The organism is Paramagnetospirillum magneticum AMB-1, from assembly GCF_000009985.1.
Lineage (GTDB): Bacteria > Pseudomonadota > Alphaproteobacteria > Rhodospirillales > Magnetospirillaceae > Phaeospirillum > Phaeospirillum magneticum.
Window position 1 is genome coordinate 3,384,948 of record NC_007626.1, and the last position, 17,917, is coordinate 3,402,864.

At 63.4% G+C, this 17,917-nt stretch carries 13 protein-coding genes and 4 tRNA genes; 4 read left to right on the forward strand and 13 right to left on the reverse strand.

The annotated features are described in order from the left end of the window. Nucleotides 1–55 precede the first annotated feature (55 nt). The 12 genes from AMB_RS23505 to AMB_RS15865 form a co-directional block, all read right to left on the reverse strand. Complete coding sequence (locus tag AMB_RS23505) at nt 56–4,546, reverse strand: DNA-directed RNA polymerase subunit beta' (protein ID WP_011385505.1); 4,491 nt, start codon at nt 4,544–4,546, stop codon at nt 56–58. 73 nt (nt 4,547–4,619) lie between these two features. Continuing rightward, on the reverse strand, nt 4,620–8,795 hold the full coding sequence (gene rpoB, locus AMB_RS15815; protein WP_011385506.1) for a DNA-directed RNA polymerase subunit beta: 4,176 nt from the start codon (nt 8,793–8,795) through the stop codon (nt 4,620–4,622). A 197-nt stretch (nt 8,796–8,992) separates the two neighbouring features. Beyond that, complete coding sequence (rplL, locus tag AMB_RS15820; protein WP_011385507.1) at nt 8,993–9,367, reverse strand: 50S ribosomal protein L7/L12; 375 nt, start codon at nt 9,365–9,367, stop codon at nt 8,993–8,995. Between the two features lie 49 nt (nt 9,368–9,416). Next, the gene (gene rplJ, locus AMB_RS15825) at nt 9,417–9,932 is read right to left on the reverse strand and encodes a 50S ribosomal protein L10 (RefSeq protein WP_011385508.1); all 516 of its coding nucleotides are present in this window, start codon (nt 9,930–9,932) and stop codon (nt 9,417–9,419) included. A 318-nt stretch (nt 9,933–10,250) separates the two neighbouring features. After that, on the reverse strand, nt 10,251–10,943 hold the full coding sequence (rplA, locus tag AMB_RS15830; protein WP_011385509.1) for a 50S ribosomal protein L1: 693 nt from the start codon (nt 10,941–10,943) through the stop codon (nt 10,251–10,253). A 4-nt stretch (nt 10,944–10,947) separates the two neighbouring features. Further along, nucleotides 10,948–11,379, reverse strand: a complete 432-nt coding sequence (gene rplK / locus AMB_RS15835; RefSeq protein WP_043744777.1) for a 50S ribosomal protein L11 — start codon at nt 11,377–11,379, stop codon at nt 10,948–10,950. A 151-nt stretch (nt 11,380–11,530) separates the two neighbouring features. Beyond that, nucleotides 11,531–12,064 carry a transcription termination/antitermination protein NusG gene (nusG, locus tag AMB_RS15840; protein ID WP_011385512.1) on the reverse strand — a complete coding sequence of 178 codons (534 nt, stop codon included), beginning with the start codon at nt 12,062–12,064 and terminating at the stop codon, nt 11,531–11,533. A gap of 7 nt (nt 12,065–12,071) precedes the next feature. After that, entirely contained in the window at nt 12,072–12,269 is a 198-nt protein-coding gene (secE, locus tag AMB_RS15845) for a preprotein translocase subunit SecE (protein WP_011385513.1), read from the reverse strand. An 18-nt stretch (nt 12,270–12,287) separates the two neighbouring features. Further along, a tRNA-Trp gene (locus AMB_RS15850) sits at nt 12,288–12,363 on the reverse strand. Between the two features lie 129 nt (nt 12,364–12,492). After that, nucleotides 12,493–13,683, reverse strand: a complete 1,191-nt coding sequence (gene tuf, locus AMB_RS15855; RefSeq protein ID WP_011385499.1) for an elongation factor Tu — start codon at nt 13,681–13,683, stop codon at nt 12,493–12,495. A gap of 73 nt (nt 13,684–13,756) precedes the next feature. Then, nucleotides 13,757–13,830 (reverse strand) — tRNA-Gly (locus AMB_RS15860). Between the two features lie 103 nt (nt 13,831–13,933). Continuing rightward, a tRNA-Tyr gene (locus tag AMB_RS15865) sits at nt 13,934–14,019 on the reverse strand. Nucleotides 14,020–14,134: 115 nt separating this feature from the next. Here AMB_RS15865 and rlmB point away from each other — a divergent pair. After that, complete coding sequence (gene rlmB / locus AMB_RS15870) at nt 14,135–14,938, forward strand: 23S rRNA (guanosine(2251)-2'-O)-methyltransferase RlmB (RefSeq protein WP_011385514.1); 804 nt, start codon at nt 14,135–14,137, stop codon at nt 14,936–14,938. Nucleotides 14,939–15,256: 318 nt separating this feature from the next. Next, a tRNA-Thr gene (locus AMB_RS15875) sits at nt 15,257–15,332 on the forward strand. Between the two features lie 258 nt (nt 15,333–15,590). Here AMB_RS15875 and AMB_RS15880 read toward each other — a convergent pair. After that, a protein-coding gene (locus tag AMB_RS15880) for an IS3 family transposase (RefSeq protein WP_148207433.1) occupies nt 15,591–16,756 on the reverse strand; the annotation gives its coding sequence in 2 pieces (ribosomal slippage) (nt 15,591–16,504 and nt 16,504–16,756; 1,167 coding nt in all). A gap of 355 nt (nt 16,757–17,111) precedes the next feature. On the opposite strand from AMB_RS15880, the gene AMB_RS15890 reads away from it, so the two are divergent. Beyond that, complete coding sequence (locus tag AMB_RS15890; protein ID WP_043744788.1) at nt 17,112–17,312, forward strand: hypothetical protein; 201 nt, start codon at nt 17,112–17,114, stop codon at nt 17,310–17,312. Nucleotides 17,313–17,324: 12 nt separating this feature from the next. After that, a complete protein-coding gene (locus AMB_RS15895; RefSeq protein WP_043744790.1) occupies nt 17,325–17,831 on the forward strand; it encodes a hypothetical protein in 507 nt (168 codons plus the stop codon). Nucleotides 17,832–17,917 lie beyond the last annotated feature (86 nt).

Below are 17,917 nucleotides of genomic sequence, written 5' to 3' on the forward strand. Positions count from 1 at the left end.
CCCCGCCTCCTTTTCAGGAAGCGGGGATGCTACCGTTACCAGTCTCCAGCGCGCCTTACTCGGCGGGCGGAGCCTCCGGCGCCGAGCCCTCGGCCACCGGCGGAATGGCAGGAACCTCGGATTCGCCTTCCACCTGCATGTCCTTGTCGCGCTTGGCGGCAATGGCGCGCAGACGGTTCATCACCGCGCCGGTACCGGCGGGGATCAGACGGCCGACGATGACGTTTTCCTTCAGGCCCTGGAGCGAGTCCACCTTGCCGGACACAGCCGCCTCGGTAAGCACGCGGGTGGTCTCCTGGAAGGAGGCCGCCGAGATGAAGGAATGAGTCTGCAAGCTGGCCTTGGTGATGCCCTGCAGCACCGGAGTGCCCGAGGCCGGACGGCCCTGCTCGCGAATGGCCTTCGAGTTCTCGATATCGAACTCGACGCGGTCCACCTGCTCGCCCACCAGAAGTGTGGTGTCGCCCGGATCGGTGATCTCGACCTTCTGCAGCATCTGGCGAACGATCACCTCGATGTGCTTGTCGTTGATCTTCACGCCCTGCAGTCGATAGACCTCCTGAATCTCGTTGATGAGATACTGGGCCAGGGCTTCGACGCCCAAGACCTTCAGGATGTCATGCGGCACGGGATTACCGTCCATCAGCGGGTCGCCGCGGCGGACGTAATCGCCTTCCTGCACCGAGATGTGCTTGCCCTTGGGGATCAGGTACTCGATGGCATCGCCCTCTTCCGGGACCACCAGAATACGGCGCTTGGACTTGTAGTCCTTGCCGAATTCCACGCGGCCGTCGCAATCGGAGATGATGGCGTGATCCTTGGGTTTACGCGCCTCGAACAGCTCGGCCACACGCGGCAGACCGCCGGTGATGTCGCGGGTCTTGGACGATTCACGCGGAATGCGCGCCAGCACGTCGCCGGCGTTGACCTTGGTGTTGTTCTCCACCGACAGGATGGCGTCCACGCTCATGAAGTAGCGGGCCTCCAGACCGTTGGCGAGCAACAACTCCTCGCCCTTCTCGTCACGCAGGGTGACGCGGGGACGGAGATCGGCGCCACGGGGCTGCTGCTTCCAATCGACCACCACCTTGCTGGCGATGCCGGTGGCCTCGTCGACCACCTCGCGCATGGACAGGCCTTCGGTCAGGTCGACGTAATGGGCCACACCCGCGCGCTCGGTGATGATCGGCAGGGTGTAGGGGTCCCATTCGGCCAGCTTGGTGCCCTTGGTGACCTTCTGGGCCTCGTCCACCAGCAGCTTGGCGCCGTAGGGGACGCGGTGACGGGCACGCTCGCGGTTGTTGATGTCGAGCAGGGCCACTTCGCAATTACGGCTCATGACGATGGAAGCGCCCGACGAGTTGACCACCACGTTGCGGTTGATCACCTGGACGGTGCCATCGAAAGTCGCCTCGATGGAGGACTGCTCGGCACCGCGCTGCGCCGCGCCACCGATGTGGAAGGTACGCATGGTCAGCTGGGTACCCGGCTCGCCGATGGATTGGGCGGCGATGACGCCGACCGCTTCACCGACGTTGACGCGGGTGCCGCGGGCCAGATCACGGCCGTAGCACGAGCCGCAGACGCCCTCTTCCGAGTCGCAGGTCAGCACCGAACGGATCACCACGGTCTCGATGCCGGCGGCGTCGATCAGCTCGACCTCGGTCTCCTGGATCATCTGGGCCGCCTTGACGATCACTTCGCCGGTCAGCGGATTGACGATGTCACGCGCCGCCGAACGGCCGAGGATACGCTCGGCCAGCGAAGCGATGACCTCGCCGCCCTCGATCACCGGAGAGACGGTCAGGCCGTTGGTGGTGCCGCAATCCTCTTCGCAGATGATGGCGTCCTGGGCCACGTCCACCAGACGACGGGTCAGGTAACCCGAGTTGGCGGTCTTCAGCGCGGTATCGGCCAGACCCTTACGGGCGCCGTGGGTGGAGTTGAAGTACTCCAGCACGGTGAGGCCTTCCTTGAAGTTCGAGATGATCGGCGTCTCGATGATCTCGCCCGAGGGCTTGGCCATCAGGCCGCGCATGCCGGCCAGCTGCTTCATCTGGGCGGCGGAACCACGGGCGCCGGAATGGGCCATCATGTAGATGGAGTTGATCTGCTTGCCCGGAACCAGGCTGGAGATCTGCTTCATCATGGCGTCGGCGACGTCGTCGGTGCACTTGGACCAGGCGTCGACGACCTTGTTGTACTTTTCACCCTGGGTGATCAGGCCGTCCTGGTACTGCTGCTCGTATTCCTTGGCCTTCTCTTCGGTCTCGCCCACCAGGGTTTCCTTTTCCGGCGGGATGACCAGGTCGTCCTTGCCGAAGGAAATGCCCGCCTTGAAGGCGTTGGAATAGCCCAGGCCCATGACGCGGTCGGCGAAGATCACCGTCTCTTTCTGGCCGCAATGGCGGTAGACCACGTCGATGACGTTTTGGATTTCCTTCTTGGTCAACAGACGGTTGATCAAGGAGAACGGGACGTTCTTGTTCTTGGGCAGGATCACCGAGAGCATCATGCGGCCCGGCGTGGTGTCCACGATCTGGGTCACCGGGGTGCCTTCGGAATCCACGGTGTCGAAGCGGGCACGGATCTTGGTGTGGAGCGTGATCGTCTTTTCGGTCAGCGCTTCCTCGATCTCGGCCATGTTCACGAAGACCGGCACCTTGAACAGGATGGCCTTGCCGTCCTTGATGGCCTTCTCGGCGTCGTTGACGTCGGCGAAGACCAGCGGGACGCCGGGCTTTTCCACATTGAACAGGCGCAGATGGCCGCCCTTCAGGCCGGCTTCCAGTGCGTCCTTGGACGACGGGTTGACGCGGCGGTGGGCGGTGACGTTGCGGCTGGCCAGACGGTCCAGCAGGGTATCCAGATCCTTGGTGTCGATCTTGGTGTTGGGATCGGTCGGGCAGTAGAACAGGATCGCGTTGTTGGCGATGGCGCCCTTCAGCTCGTCCATGGAGCGGATCTTCAGCACCTGGCCGGGAACCTCGTCCCGTTCCATGGTGATGTAGTAGATGCCCAGCACGATATCTTGCGACGGCACGATGATCGGCTTGCCGTTGGCGGGCGACAGGATGTTGTTGGTGGACATCATCAGCACGCGGGCTTCCAGCTGGGCCTCGAGGCTCAGCGGGACGTGCACGGCCATCTGATCGCCGTCAAAGTCGGCGTTGAAGGCGGTGCAGACCAGCGGATGCAGCTGGATGGCCTTGCCCTCGATCAGCACCGGCTCGAAGGCCTGGATGCCCAGACGGTGCAGCGTCGGCGCGCGGTTCAGCATCACGGGATGCTCGCGGATGACCTCTTCCAGGATGTCCCACACCTCGGGACGCTCCTTTTCCACCATGCGCTTGGCGGCCTTGATGGTGGTGGCCATGCCGTAGAGTTCGAGCTTCGAGTAGACGAAGGGCTTGAACAGCTCCAGCGCCATCTTCTTGGGCAGACCGCACTGGTGCAGCTTCAGCTCTGGACCGACCACGATGACCGAACGGCCGGAATAGTCGACGCGCTTGCCCAGCAGGTTCTGACGGAAGCGGCCCTGCTTGCCCTTCAGCATGTCGGACAGCGACTTCAGCGGCCGCTTGTTGGCGCCGGTGATGGCGCGGCCGCGACGGCCGTTGTCGAACAGGGCGTCGACCGCCTCCTGCAGCATGCGCTTCTCGTTGCGCACGATGATCTCGGGGGCGCGCAATTCGATCAGCCGCTTCAGACGATTGTTGCGGTTGATGACGCGGCGGTACAGGTCGTTGAGGTCCGAGGTGGCGAAACGGCCGCCGTCCAGGGGCACCAGGGGACGCAGTTCCGGCGGAATCACCGGAATCACTTCCAGGATCATCCATTCCGGGCGCGAGCCGGATTCCATGAAAGCCTCGACCAGCTTCATGCGCTTGACCAGCTTCTTGCGCTTGGCCTCGGAGGTGGTCTCCTTGAGGTCGACCTTCAACTGGGCCTTCTCGGTCTCCAGATCGATAACCGTCAGCATGTCGCGGATGGCCTCGGCGCCGATCTTGGCGGTGAAGGCGTCCTCGCCGTACTCGTCCACGGCGCGCATGTACTGCTCTTCGGTCAGCAGCTCACGGATCTTGAGCGGCGTGAGGCCGGGCTCGACCACCACGTAATTCTCGAAGTAGAGAATGCGCTCCAGATCCTTCAGGGTCATGTCGCACAGCAGGCCGATACGGCTGGGCAGCGACTTCAGGAACCAGATGTGGGCCACGGGAGAGGCCAGCTCGATATGGCCCATGCGCTCGCGCCGGACCTTGGCCAGGGTGACTTCCACACCGCACTTCTCGCAGATGATGCCGCGATACTTCATGCGCTTGTACTTGCCGCACAGGCACTCGTAGTCCTTGATCGGCCCGAAGATGCGGGCGCAGAACAGGCCGTCGCGCTCCGGCTTGAAGGTGCGGTAGTTGATGGTCTCCGGCTTCTTGATCTCACCGTACGACCAGGAGCGGATACGCTCCGGCGAGGCGATGGAGATGCGGATCTGGTCGAACGACTGAGTGCCGCTCACCTGGCCGAAGATCTTCATAAGTTCGTTCATCGACAAACTCCCGTGTGACCTTTGAGGGCGGCGGGGGAAGAGAAGCTTCCCCCGCGCCGGGTCCGTAAAATGCTTAGTAGTTCCGCTGGGTCAGTTCGACGTTCAGGCCGAGAGAGCGAAGCTCCTTGACCAGCACGTTGAACGACTCGGGGATACCGGCCTCGAAGGTGTCGTCGCCGCGCACGATGGCCTCGTAGACCTTGGTGCGGCCGGAAACGTCGTCCGACTTGACCGTCAGCATTTCCTGCAAGGTGTAGGCGGCACCGTAAGCTTCCAGAGCCCACACTTCCATTTCACCGAACCGCTGTCCGCCGAACTGCGCCTTACCGCCCAGGGGCTGCTGGGTGACCAGCGAGTACGGGCCGATGGAGCGGGCGTGGATCTTGTCGTCCACCAGGTGGTGCAGCTTCAGCATGTAGATGTAGCCCACCGTAACCTTACGGTCGAACGGCTCGCCGGTGCGGCCGTCAACCAGGGTCACCTGGCCGGAGGAGGACCGGCCCGCCTTGGTCAGCATGGCGACGATGTCGCTTTCGCGGGCGCCGTCGAACACCGGGGTGGCGATCGGCACGCCCGGAGTCAGGTTGTGAGCCAGTTCGGTGATCTCGTTATCGGCCAAACCGGCGATCTCGTCCTCATAGATGGCGTCGCCGTAGACGTCCTTCAACTTGGATTTCAGATCAATGATGGTCGCGGCGTTGCGCTTGTACTTGTCGAGCATACCGCCGATCTGCTGGCCCAGGCCGGCGCAGGCCCAGCCCAGATGGGTCTCGAGAATCTGCCCCACGTTCATGCGCGACGGCACGCCCAGGGGGTTCAGCACGATGTCCACCTGCTGGCCATCTTCCAGATAGGGCATGTCTTCCAGCGGAACGATGCGCGAGATGACGCCCTTGTTGCCGTGACGGCCGGCCATCTTGTCGCCCGGCTGCAGCTTGCGCTTCACCGCCACGAACACCTTGACCATCTTCATCACGCCGGGCGGCAGCTCGTCGCCGCGCTGCAGCTTCTCGACCTTGTTCTCAAAACGCTCCTGCAGCTTGTCGACCTGCTGGTCGAAAGCGCGCTTCAGCGCCTCGGCATCAGCCATCACCGCATCGTCGTCGATGGCGATGTTGCGCCAGGTGCTGGGATGCAGCTCGTCCATGTTGGCATCGGCGAGAACGGTGCCGGCCTTGATGCCCTTGGGACCCGAGACGACCTTCTTGCCGATGATCAGCGCCTTGAGACGGGCGAAGAACGACCGCTCCAGGATGTGACGCTCGTCATCGCGGTCCTTGGCCAGACGCTCGATTTCCGCCCGCTCGATGGCCAGGGCGCGTTCGTCCTTCTCCACGCCGCGGCGCGAGAAGACCCGCACCTCGACGATGGTGCCCGACACGCCCGGAGGCAGACGCAGCGAGGTATCGCGAACGTCCGAGGCCTTTTCGCCGAAGATAGCGCGCAGCAGCTTCTCTTCCGGGGTCATCGGCGATTCGCCCTTCGGCGTCACCTTGCCCACCAGAATGTCGCCCGGCTTCACCTCGGCACCGATATAGACGATGCCGGCCTCGTCCAGGTTCTTCAGAGCCTCTTCACCCACATTGGGGATGTCGCGGGTGATTTCTTCCTGGCCCAGCTTGGTGTCGCGGGCCATGACTTCGAATTCCTCGATGTGGATCGAGGTGAAGACGTCGTCACGGACGATGCGCTCGGAGATGAGGATCGAATCCTCGAAGTTGTAGCCGTTCCAGGGCATGAACGCGACCAGCACGTTGCGGCCCAGGGCCAGTTCGCCCAGCTGGGTCGAGGGGCCATCGGCGATGATGTCGCCCTTCTGGATCAGATCGCCCACCTTCACCAGCGGACGCTGGGTGATGCAGGTGTTCTGATTGGAACGCTGGAACTTCAGCAGGTTGTAGATGTCCACGCCCGAAGCCGACGCCTGGGTCTCCTCGGTGGCGCGAATCACCACGCGGGTGGCGTCCACCTGATCGACCACGCCGGTACGCTTGGCGGTGATGGCGGCGCCGGAGTCACGGGCCACCGCCTGCTCCATGCCGGTGCCCACCAGGGGGGCCTCGGCGCGGATCAGCGGAACCGCCTGACGCTGCATGTTCGACCCCATCAGGGCGCGGTTGGCGTCGTCGTTCTCCAGGAACGGGATCAGCGCGGCGGCCACCGAAACCAACTGCTTCGGCGACACGTCGATCATGTTGATCTCGTTGGGCGGAACCATGACGAAGTCGCCGGCCCGGCGGCACGACACCAGATCCTCGGTGAAGCGGCCATCGGCGTCCAGGATGGAATTGGCCTGGGCGACGGTGTAGCGCCCCTCTTCCATGGCCGAAAGATAGACCACGTCGCTGGTGACCCGGCCGTCGAACACCTTGCGGTACGGCGCCTCGATGAAGCCGTACTGGTTGACGCGGGCATAGGTGGCCAGCGAGTTGATCAGACCGATGTTCGGGCCTTCCGGCGTCTCGATCGGGCAGATGCGGCCGTAATGGGTCGGGTGCACGTCGCGCACCTCGAAGCCGGCGCGCTCGCGGGTCAGACCGCCCGGCCCGAGGGCCGAGAGACGACGCTTGTGGGTGATTTCCGACAGCGGGTTGGTCTGGTCCATGAACTGCGACAGCTGCGAGCTGCCGAAGAACTCGCGCACGGCGGCGGCGGCCGGCTTGGCATTGATCAGGTCATGGGGCATGACCGAATCGATGTCCACCGACGACATGCGCTCGCGGATGGCGCGCTCCATGCGAAGCAGGCCGACGCGATACTGATTCTCCATCAGCTCGCCCACCGAGCGGACGCGGCGGTTGCCCAGGTGATCGATGTCGTCGATCTCGCCCTTGCCGTCCTTCAGCTCGACCAGCACCTTGATGACGCCCAGGATGTCTTCCTTGCGCAGCACGCGCACGGTATCGGCCACCTCGGGGGTGTTGAGGCGCGAGTTCATCTTGACGCGGCCCACGGCCGACAGGTCGTAGCGCTCGGAGTCGAAGAACAGGCCGGTGAACAGGGCCTCGGCGGTTTCGAGAGTCGGCGGCTCGCCCGGACGCATCACACGATAGATGTCGATCAAGGCCTCTTCGCGCGAAGAGTTCTTGTCGATGGCCAGCGTGTTGCGCATGTACGGGCCGACATTGATGTGGTCGATGGCCAGCACCGGCAGTTCGCTGATGCCCGCCTTCTCCAGCTCGGCCACCAGATTGGCTGTCAGCTCGTCACCGGCCTCGGTGAAGATCTCGCCGGTCTGCTCGTTGATGATGTCCTCGGCCACATACTGGCCGATCATGTCCTCGGGGAAGACAACGATGTCGGTCAGGCCGGCTTCGCGCAGCTTCTTGCCCAGGCGCGGCGTCATCTTGCTGCCGGCATCGGCCACCTTCTCGCCGCTCTTGGCATCGATCAGGTCGGAGACCAGCTTGACGCCCTTCAGGCGCTCGGCATCGAACGGGGTCTTCCAGCCCTTGGGGCCGCGGGTGTAGACCACCTTGCCGTAGAAGTAGGACAGGATCTCTTCCGAGGTCATGCCCTTGATTTCGCTCTGCTCCAGGCCACGGCCCTCGGCGGCGCGCTGGGCGCGCAGCGCTGCGGTGTTCATGCCGTCCAGCGCATACAGCAGCGTGGTCACCGGCAGCTTGCGGCGACGGTCGATGCGCACATAGACCAGGTCCTTGGCGTCGAACTCGAAGTCCAGCCAGGAACCGCGATAGGGAATGACGCGGGCGGCGAACAGATACTTGCCCGACGAATGGGTCTTGCCCTTGTCGTGATCGAAGAACACGCCCGGGCTGCGGTGCATCTGGGAGACGATGACGCGTTCGGTGCCGTTGATCACGAAAGTGCCGTTCGACGTCATCAGGGGCATGTCGCCCATGTAGACGTCCTGCTCCTTGATGTCGCGGATGGAGCGCGAGCCGGTATCCTCGTCGATGTCCCACACCACCAGGCGCAGAGTCACCTTCAAGGGCGCCGCGAAGGTCATGCCGCGCTGCTGGCACTCCTCGACGTCGTACTTGGGCTGCTCCAGCTCGTAGCGCACGAACTCCAGGGTTCCGCGCTCGGAGAAGTCCTTGATGGGGAACACGGACTTGAAGACTTCCTGCAGGCCGACATTGCCGCGCTGCTCGGGAGCCGTGTCCATCTGGAGGAAATGATCGTAGGAGCTTTTTTGCACCTCGATCAGGTTCGGCATCGGCGCAACGGTCGGAATCCGCCCGAAGCTTTTGCGCACACGCTTGCGACCCGTATAGGATTTAGCCATTGCCGCTCCTCGTCCTCTTCGTGGGGTTTAGCCCAACAAATCTCGTCCTGCCCGGGGACCGCCCGGGATGCCCCCTGCGGGGCCCCACCCCTTACGGGTGGGTTTTGACCACCCGTAAGGATGATCGGTAAAGCGCCAGAAGGCCGGGATGCGAAAAAACCGCATCCCGGCCCCTGGATAAACACCAGAAGGCGTTCTTACTTGACCTGCACCTTGGCGCCGGCCTCTTCCAGAACCTTCTTGATCTTCTCGGCTTCGTCCTTGCTGACGCCGTCCTTGACGGACTTCGGAGCGGCCTCGACCAGATCCTTGGCTTCCTTCAGGCCCAGGCCGGTGATGGCGCGGACTTCCTTGATGACGTTGATCTTCTTCTCACCGGCATCGGTGAGGATCACGTCGAACTCGGTCTGCTCTTCGGCAGCCGGAGCAGCGGCGCCGGCGGCCACGGCGGCCACGGCAACCGGAGCGGCGGCGGAAACGCCCCACTTCTCTTCCAGCAGCTTCGAGAGCTCGGCGGCCTCGAGAACGGTCAGGGCGGACAGGTCGTCAACCAACTTGGCAAGATCAGCCATTTAAAACACTCCTAGTAAAAGCTTGAAGCTTGGGATTGGGTCAAAAATCTCACGCGGCGTCCTTGTCCGCCTTGGCCTTCAGGACGCGAGCCAACTGGCCCGCGGGCGCCTGAAGAACGCCGGCGATACGGGTAGCCGGGGTCGAGAGCATGCCGAGAAGCTTGCCACGCAGCTCGTCCAGGGACGGCAGGGTGGCCAGCGCCTTGACGCCGTTGACGTCCAGGCGCAGCGAGCCCAGCGATCCACCGAGGATCTTGAGCTTGTCGTTAGCCTTGGCGTAATCGGCAACGACCTTGGCGGCGGCAACCGGATCGCGCGAAACGGCGATGGCGGTCGGACCGACGAAAAGATCGGCGATGCTTTCAAACTCGGTACCCGCAAGGGCGAGCTTGGTGAGACGATTCTTGGTCACTTTGAAGCTGGCACCGGCCGCCCGCATCTTCCCGCGCAGATCCGTCATTTCGGCAACCGTCAAACCCGAATAATGGGTGACGACCACCAGCCCGACGTCTCCGAGCGTTCCCTGCAGCGAGCCGACCCACTCTGTCTTCTGTGTCCGGTCCACTTTCGTCTCCAAACATAGAGCCGAAACGTCCCCGCCATCATGGCGGCTGGTTCCGGTCCATTGCCCATGGCCCTGTCGGACGGCATTGCCGCCCGGCAAAGCCGGTGGCCTGTCCCAGAAGCTTCAAGCCGTGCCGGGCCCCTTTGGGGGGAACGGCAAACGTCTTCTTGACCTCTGTCTGCGCAGGCGGGAAATCCCTTCAAGCCCCTGTAAGGGGGCACCTACGGTCTCGGACAGGATGGAAGCCCCCTTGATAAGGAGACTTCCGCCTTCTCCCCTCCCCCTCGCGGGGGACGGGAAACTCTTGCCCCCCAGCCTTTAGGCCAGGGTGGCGACGTCGAGCTTAACGCCCGGGCCCATGGTCGAGCTCAGCGACACCTTCTTGAGATAGGTGCCCTTGGCGCCCTGGGGCTTCGCCTTGGTGATGGCATCGACGAACGCCTTGACGTTCTCGGCCAGCTTCTCTTCCGAGAACGAGGCCTTGCCGATGCCGGCGTGAACGATACCGGCCTTCTCGACGCGGAACTGGACCTGACCGGCCTTGGCGGCACGGACGGCTTCCGTCACGTTGGCGGTCACGGTACCCAGCTTCGGGTTCGGCATCAGGCCGCGCGGACCCAGCACCTTGCCGAGACGCCCCACCAGACCCATCAGGTCGGGGGTGGCGATGACGCGGTCGAAATCCATGTTGCCGGCGTTGCAGGCGTCGAACAGGTCCTGCTCGCCGACGATGTCGGCGCCGGCCTTGCGGGCCTCCTCGGCCTTGTCGCCCTTGGCGAACACGGCGACGCGGACGGTCTTTCCGGTGCCGTGGGGCAGTTCGACCACGCCACGGACCATCTGGTCGGCGTGACGGGGGTCGACACCCAGGTTCAGGGCGATCTCGATGGTCTCATCGAACTTGGCGACGGCGCGGGTCTTGATGGCCTTCACCGCATCGGCGAGGCTGTAGAACTTGTCGCGGTCGATATCGGCATAGGCCGACTTCAGGCGCTTTCCTTCGCGAGCCATGTGCTTACTCCACCACCTTGAGGCCCATGGAACGGGCGGAACCGACGATCATCGTGGACGCGGCCTCGACGTCGTTGGCGTTGAGATCGACCATCTTCTTCTCCGCGATCTCGCGGATCTGAGCCATGGTCACCTCGCCGACGGTGGCGCCCTTGCCGGGCGTGGTCGAGCCCTTGGACACCGCGGCGGCCTTCTTCAGGAAGTAGCTGACCGGCGGGGTCTTGGTCACGAAGGTAAAGGTACGGTCGGAATAGGCGGTGATCACCACCGGAATCGGCATGCCGGGCTCGAGAGCCTGGGTCTGGGCGTTGAACGCCTTGCAGAATTCCATGATGTTCAGGCCGCGCTGACCCAGCGCGGGACCGATCGGCGGCGAGGGATTCGCCTTGCCGGCCGGAACTTGGAGCTTAACGTAGCCCACGATCTTCTTTGCCATGTCACAATCCTCTCTCTGTCACCAGAGTTGGCGGTGCGGCGTTGGCGCGCCTCCCGCCCTCCAAACCGGCCCCGGACATCCGGGACACGGAAAACAAAAAGCACCGGTGCCGCCCGCGCCATTTCGGCGGGGCGGCTTCCGGTCACATCCCTCAGATCTTTTCGACCTGAGAGTATTCCAGTTCGACCGGGGTGGAGCGACCGAAGATCGAGACCGCCACCTTGAGGCGGGCCTTCTCCTCGTCGACTTCCTCGACCAGGCCGTTGAACGAGGTGAAGGGACCGTCCGAGACCCGAACCTGCTCTCCCACCTCGAAGATGATGGAGGGCTTGGGGCGCTCGACGCCTTCCTGCACCTGCTTGATGATGCGCTCGGCTTCGCGCTCGGTGATCGGCACGGGACGGCCCTTGCCGCCCAGGAAGCCGGTGACCTTGGGAGTGTTCTTGACCAGATGCCAGGTGTCGTCGGTGAGGTTCATCTTCACCAGGACATAGCCCGGGAAGAATTTGCGCTCGGCGTTCACCTTGGCGCCGCGGCGAACCTCGACGACTTCCTCGGTCGGCACGAGAATCTGCTCGAAAGCCTCGGCCATGCCCTTCTGTTCCGCCTGTTCGCGGATGGACTGGGCGACCTTCTTCTCGAAGCCGGAATAGACGTGAATCACGTACCAGCGGGCGGTAGTCATCTCGTCCTCAGCCTCCCAGACCGAACAGGAGCTTTACGCTCGCGGCGAAAATCTGGTCGACGACCAGGAAGAAGACAGCGGCGATCACCACCATCACCACCACCATGCCGGTGGAGACGGTCGTTTCGCGCCTTGTCGGCCAAGTCACCTTGGCGACTTCCTGGCGGACCTGCTTGAAGAAAAGGGCCGGAGACGTTTTTGCCATATCTCTACAGTCGAAAGTTGGCAGGAGTGGAGGGGCTCGAACCCCCAACCCCCGGTTTTGGAGACCGGTGCTCTACCAGTTGAGCTACACTCCTGCAGCCTTCACCGGCCCCACATCAGGGACCAGGATCAGACCAGACGTGACCGGAGCCACGCCTTATACAGACACTCGACGACCTTGGCAACACCGCCGAAACGGTGCGGCCAAGGCCGGATCGAGAGAGTTACTTGATGATCTTGGCCACCACGCCGGCGCCGACGGTCCGGCCGCCTTCGCGGATGGCGAAGCGCAGGCCCTGGTCCATGGCGATGGGGGCGATCAGGGTCACGATCATCTTCACGTTGTCGCCCGGCATCACCATCTCGGTGCCTTCCGGCAGAGCAACCACACCGGTCACGTCGGTGGTGCGGAAGTAGAACTGCGGACGGTAGTTGGTGAAGAACGGGGTGTGACGGCCGCCTTCTTCCTTGTTCAGGATGTAGGCTTCGGCCTCGAAGTCGGTGTGGGGCGTGATGGAGCCCGGAGCCGCCAGAACCTGGCCGCGCTCCACGTCCTCGCGCTTGGTGCCGCGCAGCAGGGCGCCGATGTTGTCGCCGGCCTCACCCTGATCGAGCAGCTTGCGGAACATTTCCACGCCGGTGCAGGTGGTCTTGACGGTGTTCTTGATGCCGACGATCTCGACTTCCTCGCCCACCTTGACCACGCCACGCTCGACGCGGCCGGTCACCACGGTGCCACGGCCCGAGATGGAGAACACGTCTTCGATCGGCATCAGGAACGGCTTGTCCTTCGGACGCTCCGGCTGCGGGATGTAGGCGTCCACTTCGGCCATCAGCTTCAGGATGGCGTCGCGGCCGATCTCCGGCTGCTTGTCTTCCAGGGCACACAGGGCCGAACCGCGCACGATCGGAATGTCGTCGCCGGGGAAGTCATACGAGCTCAGCAGCTCGCGCACTTCCAGCTCGACCAGATCCAGCAGCTCGGGATCGTCGACCATGTCGCACTTGTTCATGAACACCACCAGGGCCGGCACGCCGACCTGACGGGCCAGCAGGATGTGCTCGCGGGTCTGGGGCATGGGGCCGTCGGCGGCCGAAACCACCAGGATGGCGCCGTCCATCTGCGCCGCGCCGGTGATCATGTTCTTCACATAGTCGGCGTGACCGGGGCAGTCCACGTGGGCGTAGTGGCGGTTGCTGGTCTCGTACTCGACGTGGGCGGTCGAGATGGTGATGCCACGGGCCTTCTCTTCCGGCGCCTTGTCGATCTGGTCGTAGGCGGTGAAGGTGGCGCCGCCGGTCTCGGCCAGGATCTTGGTGATCGCCGCGGTCAGCGAGGTCTTGCCATGGTCAACGTGACCGATGGTCCCGATGTTGCAGTGAGGCTTGTTGCGCTCGAATTTAGCCTTGGCCATTTTTCAACCCATCCGATCGCGGCACACTGCCGCATGTGTCAACCATGGTCTCGGTCGATGCGGCGGCGGGGAGTGGAGCGGGTGAGGGGAATCGAACCCCCGTCATCAGCTTGGAAGGCTGTTGCTCTACCATTGAGCTACACCCGCCAGATCGTCCCGCTGGGCCGCACCGCCTGGTGCTCGACCTGAAGAAACCGTTCCCCGTCATCCGGCCCGAACCGGGGCACCCGGCCCTCTTGGGGAGGATAATTGGTGGAGGGGGGAGGATTCGAACCTCCGTACTCATAAGAGGGCAGATTTACAGTCTGCTGCCATTAACCGCTCGGCCACCCCTCCACTCCGTCATCCGGCTTTTCGGCCGGGGCGACGGGAGGGCTGTACTTATGGGAATTTCACAGAGCTTGTCAATCCGAAAAGAGAGGGTTAAATGCCGGGGTAACAGGAGAGCCCCATGAAAAAGACAGAAGAGCGCAACCGTCCCCACGGCCACGGCAAGGGAAAGCCCCCGCAGCACCCCCGCGGCAGCGGCGGCGGAGGTGGTGGCGGCTCGTCCATCTGGCTCTACGGCATCCACGCGGTTTGCGCCGCCCTGGCCAATCCCGACCGCCGGGCGCGGCGGCTGGTGGCCACCGTCGAGGCCGCCAAGTCCCTGCCCGCCACCAAGGTGCCGGTGGAGACCATGGAGCGGTCCGAGATCGACCGCCTGCTGGCGCCCGGCTCGGTGCATCAGGGCGTGGCCCTGCTGGTCGAGCCCCTGCCCGCCACCACCATCGAAGACGTCATCCGCATGGCCGACGGGGCCCCCTCCGCCCTGGTGCTGGTGCTCGATCAGGTCACCGACCCCCACAATGTCGGCGCCATCCTGCGTTCGGCGGCGGCCTTCGGCGCCCTGGCGGTGGTGGCCCCCGACCGTCACACCCCCGACGAGACCGGCACCCTGGCCAAGTCGGCCTCGGGCGCCCTGGAGCGCATGCCGCTGGTGCGGGTCACCAATGTGGTCCGCACCCTGGAAGACCTGAAGAAGGCCGGCTTCTGGACCGCCGGCCTGGCCGCCGACGCCCCCAAGACCCTGGCCGAGGCGAACCTGTCGGGCAAGGTGGTGCTGGTGCTGGGCGCCGAGGGCGAAGGCATGCGCCGCCTGACCCGCGAGCATTGCGACCATCTGGTCCGCCTGCCCATGTGCGGCGAGATGGAGAGCCTCAACGTCTCCAATGCCGCCGCCGTGGCGCTCTATGAGATGAGGCGTGGCGGGTAATCACGATCGAGCCGAGCGCCCTCGCCCTTGTCACCTGGCCCCGGACGGCCATTCGGCACTTGGGCGGCGCGATGCCGTTGCCGCTTGCCGGCGGGCGTAAAAGGGGAACAGGAGCAACTTCATCGTCTGCGAACCGGTCCGCATGGGGTCGGATTGATCCGATCCCCCCTTGCGGCCGGCGAAATTCACCTCTAATTTCCCACCCCGCGCCTGTGTGGATTGGCAAACAGGGCGCCAGCCTCGGGTTCGGACGAACTCGACACATGGCGCATTGATGTTACATGATGAATTGCCGTGCAGGCAGTCTTGTTGCGTAGAGCCGGCTTAGCTCAGTTGGTAGAGCAGTAGTTTTGTAAACTTCAGGTCGCGGGTTCGAATCCTGCAGCCGGCACCACCCCTCCCCCCTTCGCGTACAAGTGCCCCCCATGGTTCGGGGAAAAACGGGCAGTTCACCGGCAATTGGACGCAGAGCGACGTGACGATTGGGCGTTTGCGGACCCCCGAGGGCGTGGGAAGCGGCGCAATGCCTCAAGCGATCGAGCATCGTCGTCAACGAACAGGATGCGGGGCGTGCCAGCCACGGTCCCAGCATTCCCAGATGCTCGTCAGCCATCCGACAACGGCCATGACCTGTTCCCCTGATTGATCCCAGTCAGAGGTAGAGCCCCGTCTCCCCGTGATGCCCGAAATGGGCGGTGATGGCAATGTGGGCCGGGGCATGCCCCGGCCCACATTGCGCTCGCGCTCGTGCGGCGGCCTGCGCTGGGGCGATGCCGCCCAAGGCGGTGTAGGGCCGCACATGGTTGTAATCTTCCTTCCAGTCCGCCAGGACGGCCCGAGCATGATTGATCGAGCCAAACAGCGTCTCGTTGAGGCATTCATCGCGTAGCTTGCCGTTGAAGCTCTCGACGAAGCCGTTCTGCATGGGCTTGCCCGGTGCGATGTAATGCCATTCCACCCGGTGATCCTGGCTCCAGCGCAGCATGGCCTTGCTGGTGAACTCGGTGCCGTTGTCGCTGACGATCATCCGCGGCTTGCCGCGCCCGGCGATCAGACCATCCAACTCCCGGGCGACACGGACACCGGACAGCGAAGTGTCGGCGACCAGCGCCAAGTACTCACGGGTAAAATCATCCACCACGGCAAAGATGCGGAACCTGCGGCCGTCGGTGAAGGCGTCGGACAGAAAATCCAGCGACCAGTGTTGGTTCGGCCCCTGCGGGATCGCCATTGGGGCCCGGCAACCCAGGGCTCGCTTGCGGCCACGCCTTGGGCGCACCGCCAGCTTCTCCTCGCGGTACAGCCGCAGCAGCTTCTTACGGTTCATCACCACGCCTTCCCTGGATAGCAGGATGCCCAGACGTCGGAAGCCGAACCGGCGACGCTCTGCCGCCAGTTCGCGCAATCGCGCCCGGATCGGCGCGTCGTCGGGACGACACGACCGATACCGCATCACTCGCCGGGAAATCCCCACAATCAAACACGCCCGACGCTCGCTCAGTCCGAACAATTCTCGGACATGGGCGACGACGATCCGCCTGGCGGCGGGCGTCACCATTTTTTTGAGGAAATTTCCTTCAGCACGGCGTTGTCGAGCATGGCTTCGGCCAGCAGTTTCTTCAGCCGAGCGTTTTCGTCCTCAAGCGCCTTTAGCCGCTTGGCCTCCGACACCTCCAGCCCGCCGTACTTGGCCTTCCATTTGTAGAAGGTTGCGCTCGATATGCCGTGCCTGCGGCACACATCCGCTGTCGCCTGACCGGCCTCCTGCTCCTTCAGGATGCCGATGATCTGCTCCTCGCTGAACCGGCTACGCCTCATCGTTCCGTCTCCTTGATGGGACGGACTCTACCTCAAACTGGCTACATTCGAGGGGAACAGGTCAAGGCGGCTTGGCCCCGCCAGATGGCCCCGGTCGAATGGATGGGCGGCTCGCGGGTCGGGGCGGTTGAGCGGCTAGGGGATGAGTGACAATGCCGCCACGATAGCCGAAGATGCAACCAGTGGAGGCGGCATATAGCGCAACCTCCCGGCTGTATAATCGGGGGTGGGCATGATTGAGTGGCTAGTTTCCTGGGGACGCGCCTTCGTCATCTTCGGCGCACTGGCGATGATTATTACTGGCGTTGTCGTCGGGTGGTATCTCGGTGCAATACTTGATCGCTACGCCTGAAACATGATCACCGCGCCTCGAATCATCGGCTCCATAGTCGGCTTCTTGTTCGGCTCAGGCATCGCCGGAACGGTCTTTGGCGTCGTGGCCGCGATCTTCGACATTCAAGAGAACATCCGCGCCATCGCGCGCGCTGGCGGCCCTGGCGAGAACCTTTCCGCCTATGCGCCGCGCCGCCGCGAACCGACGTTCGAGAGCAATTGACGGATACGCGATATGAACATCACTCTTCACATCGCCGACGAGATTAACCTCGTCGCCATCTATGCCGCATTGGTTTCAACGGTCGTACTGGTCTGGGACATCATCAAATGGTGGCGTACAGGGCCACGACTGCACGGTCACGCACGAGGAGGTATGAGGGTGGCTGGTGGCGTAGGACACCACGACCCCTCATCGTATATCGTTTTCACTGTTAATAATCGCGGCTCAGCAAACGTCACGCTAACGAACGTTGGGCTGCTTGCGTACCCATCTTGGTGGGCGAAATTTCGCCGCAAGACGAGTCACTCATTCTTCGTAAAGATCACGGGTGAGATTGGATGCGCCATTCCCTACGTCCTGAAGGCTGGCGAGCAGTTTATGACGCTAGCCCGGCAAGATTCCGAGCTTGAGGCGCTGACAAGATCACATCAGGTCTACGGCGCAATCTATCACACGTACAGCGACAAGCCGCTTCTTCTGCGGATAGCCCCGATCCTCGACGACAAAACGCAGACTTAAGGCACCAACGAGGGCGCTCACAAATGCGCTCACAACGCCGCTTACATTCGCAGCTAACTCATTGATTTTTGAGGAAGAAATTCGCG

What these genes read in the sequence shown, in the direction of transcription:
- nusG (WP_011385512.1), bottom strand. Translation starts at nt 12,064, where the DNA reads ATGACTACCGCCCGCTGGTACGTGATTCACGTCTATTCCGGCTTCGAG.
- rlmB (WP_011385514.1), top strand. Translation starts at nt 14,135, where the DNA reads ATGAAAAAGACAGAAGAGCGCAACCGTCCCCACGGCCACGGCAAGGGA.
- rplL (WP_011385507.1), bottom strand. Translation starts at nt 9,367, where the DNA reads ATGGCTGATCTTGCCAAGTTGGTTGACGACCTGTCCGCCCTGACCGTT.
- secE (WP_011385513.1), bottom strand. Translation starts at nt 12,269, where the DNA reads ATGGCAAAAACGTCTCCGGCCCTTTTCTTCAAGCAGGTCCGCCAGGAA.
- AMB_RS15890 (WP_043744788.1), top strand. Translation starts at nt 17,112, where the DNA reads ATGATCACCGCGCCTCGAATCATCGGCTCCATAGTCGGCTTCTTGTTC.
- rpoB (WP_011385506.1), bottom strand. Translation starts at nt 8,795, where the DNA reads ATGGCTAAATCCTATACGGGTCGCAAGCGTGTGCGCAAAAGCTTCGGG.
- tuf (WP_011385499.1), bottom strand. Translation starts at nt 13,683, where the DNA reads ATGGCCAAGGCTAAATTCGAGCGCAACAAGCCTCACTGCAACATCGGG.
- AMB_RS15895 (WP_043744790.1), top strand. Translation starts at nt 17,325, where the DNA reads ATGAACATCACTCTTCACATCGCCGACGAGATTAACCTCGTCGCCATC.
- rplK (WP_043744777.1), bottom strand. Translation starts at nt 11,379, where the DNA reads ATGGCAAAGAAGATCGTGGGCTACGTTAAGCTCCAAGTTCCGGCCGGC.
- rplA (WP_011385509.1), bottom strand. Translation starts at nt 10,943, where the DNA reads ATGGCTCGCGAAGGAAAGCGCCTGAAGTCGGCCTATGCCGATATCGAC.
- AMB_RS23505 (WP_011385505.1), bottom strand. Translation starts at nt 4,546, where the DNA reads ATGAACGAACTTATGAAGATCTTCGGCCAGGTGAGCGGCACTCAGTCG.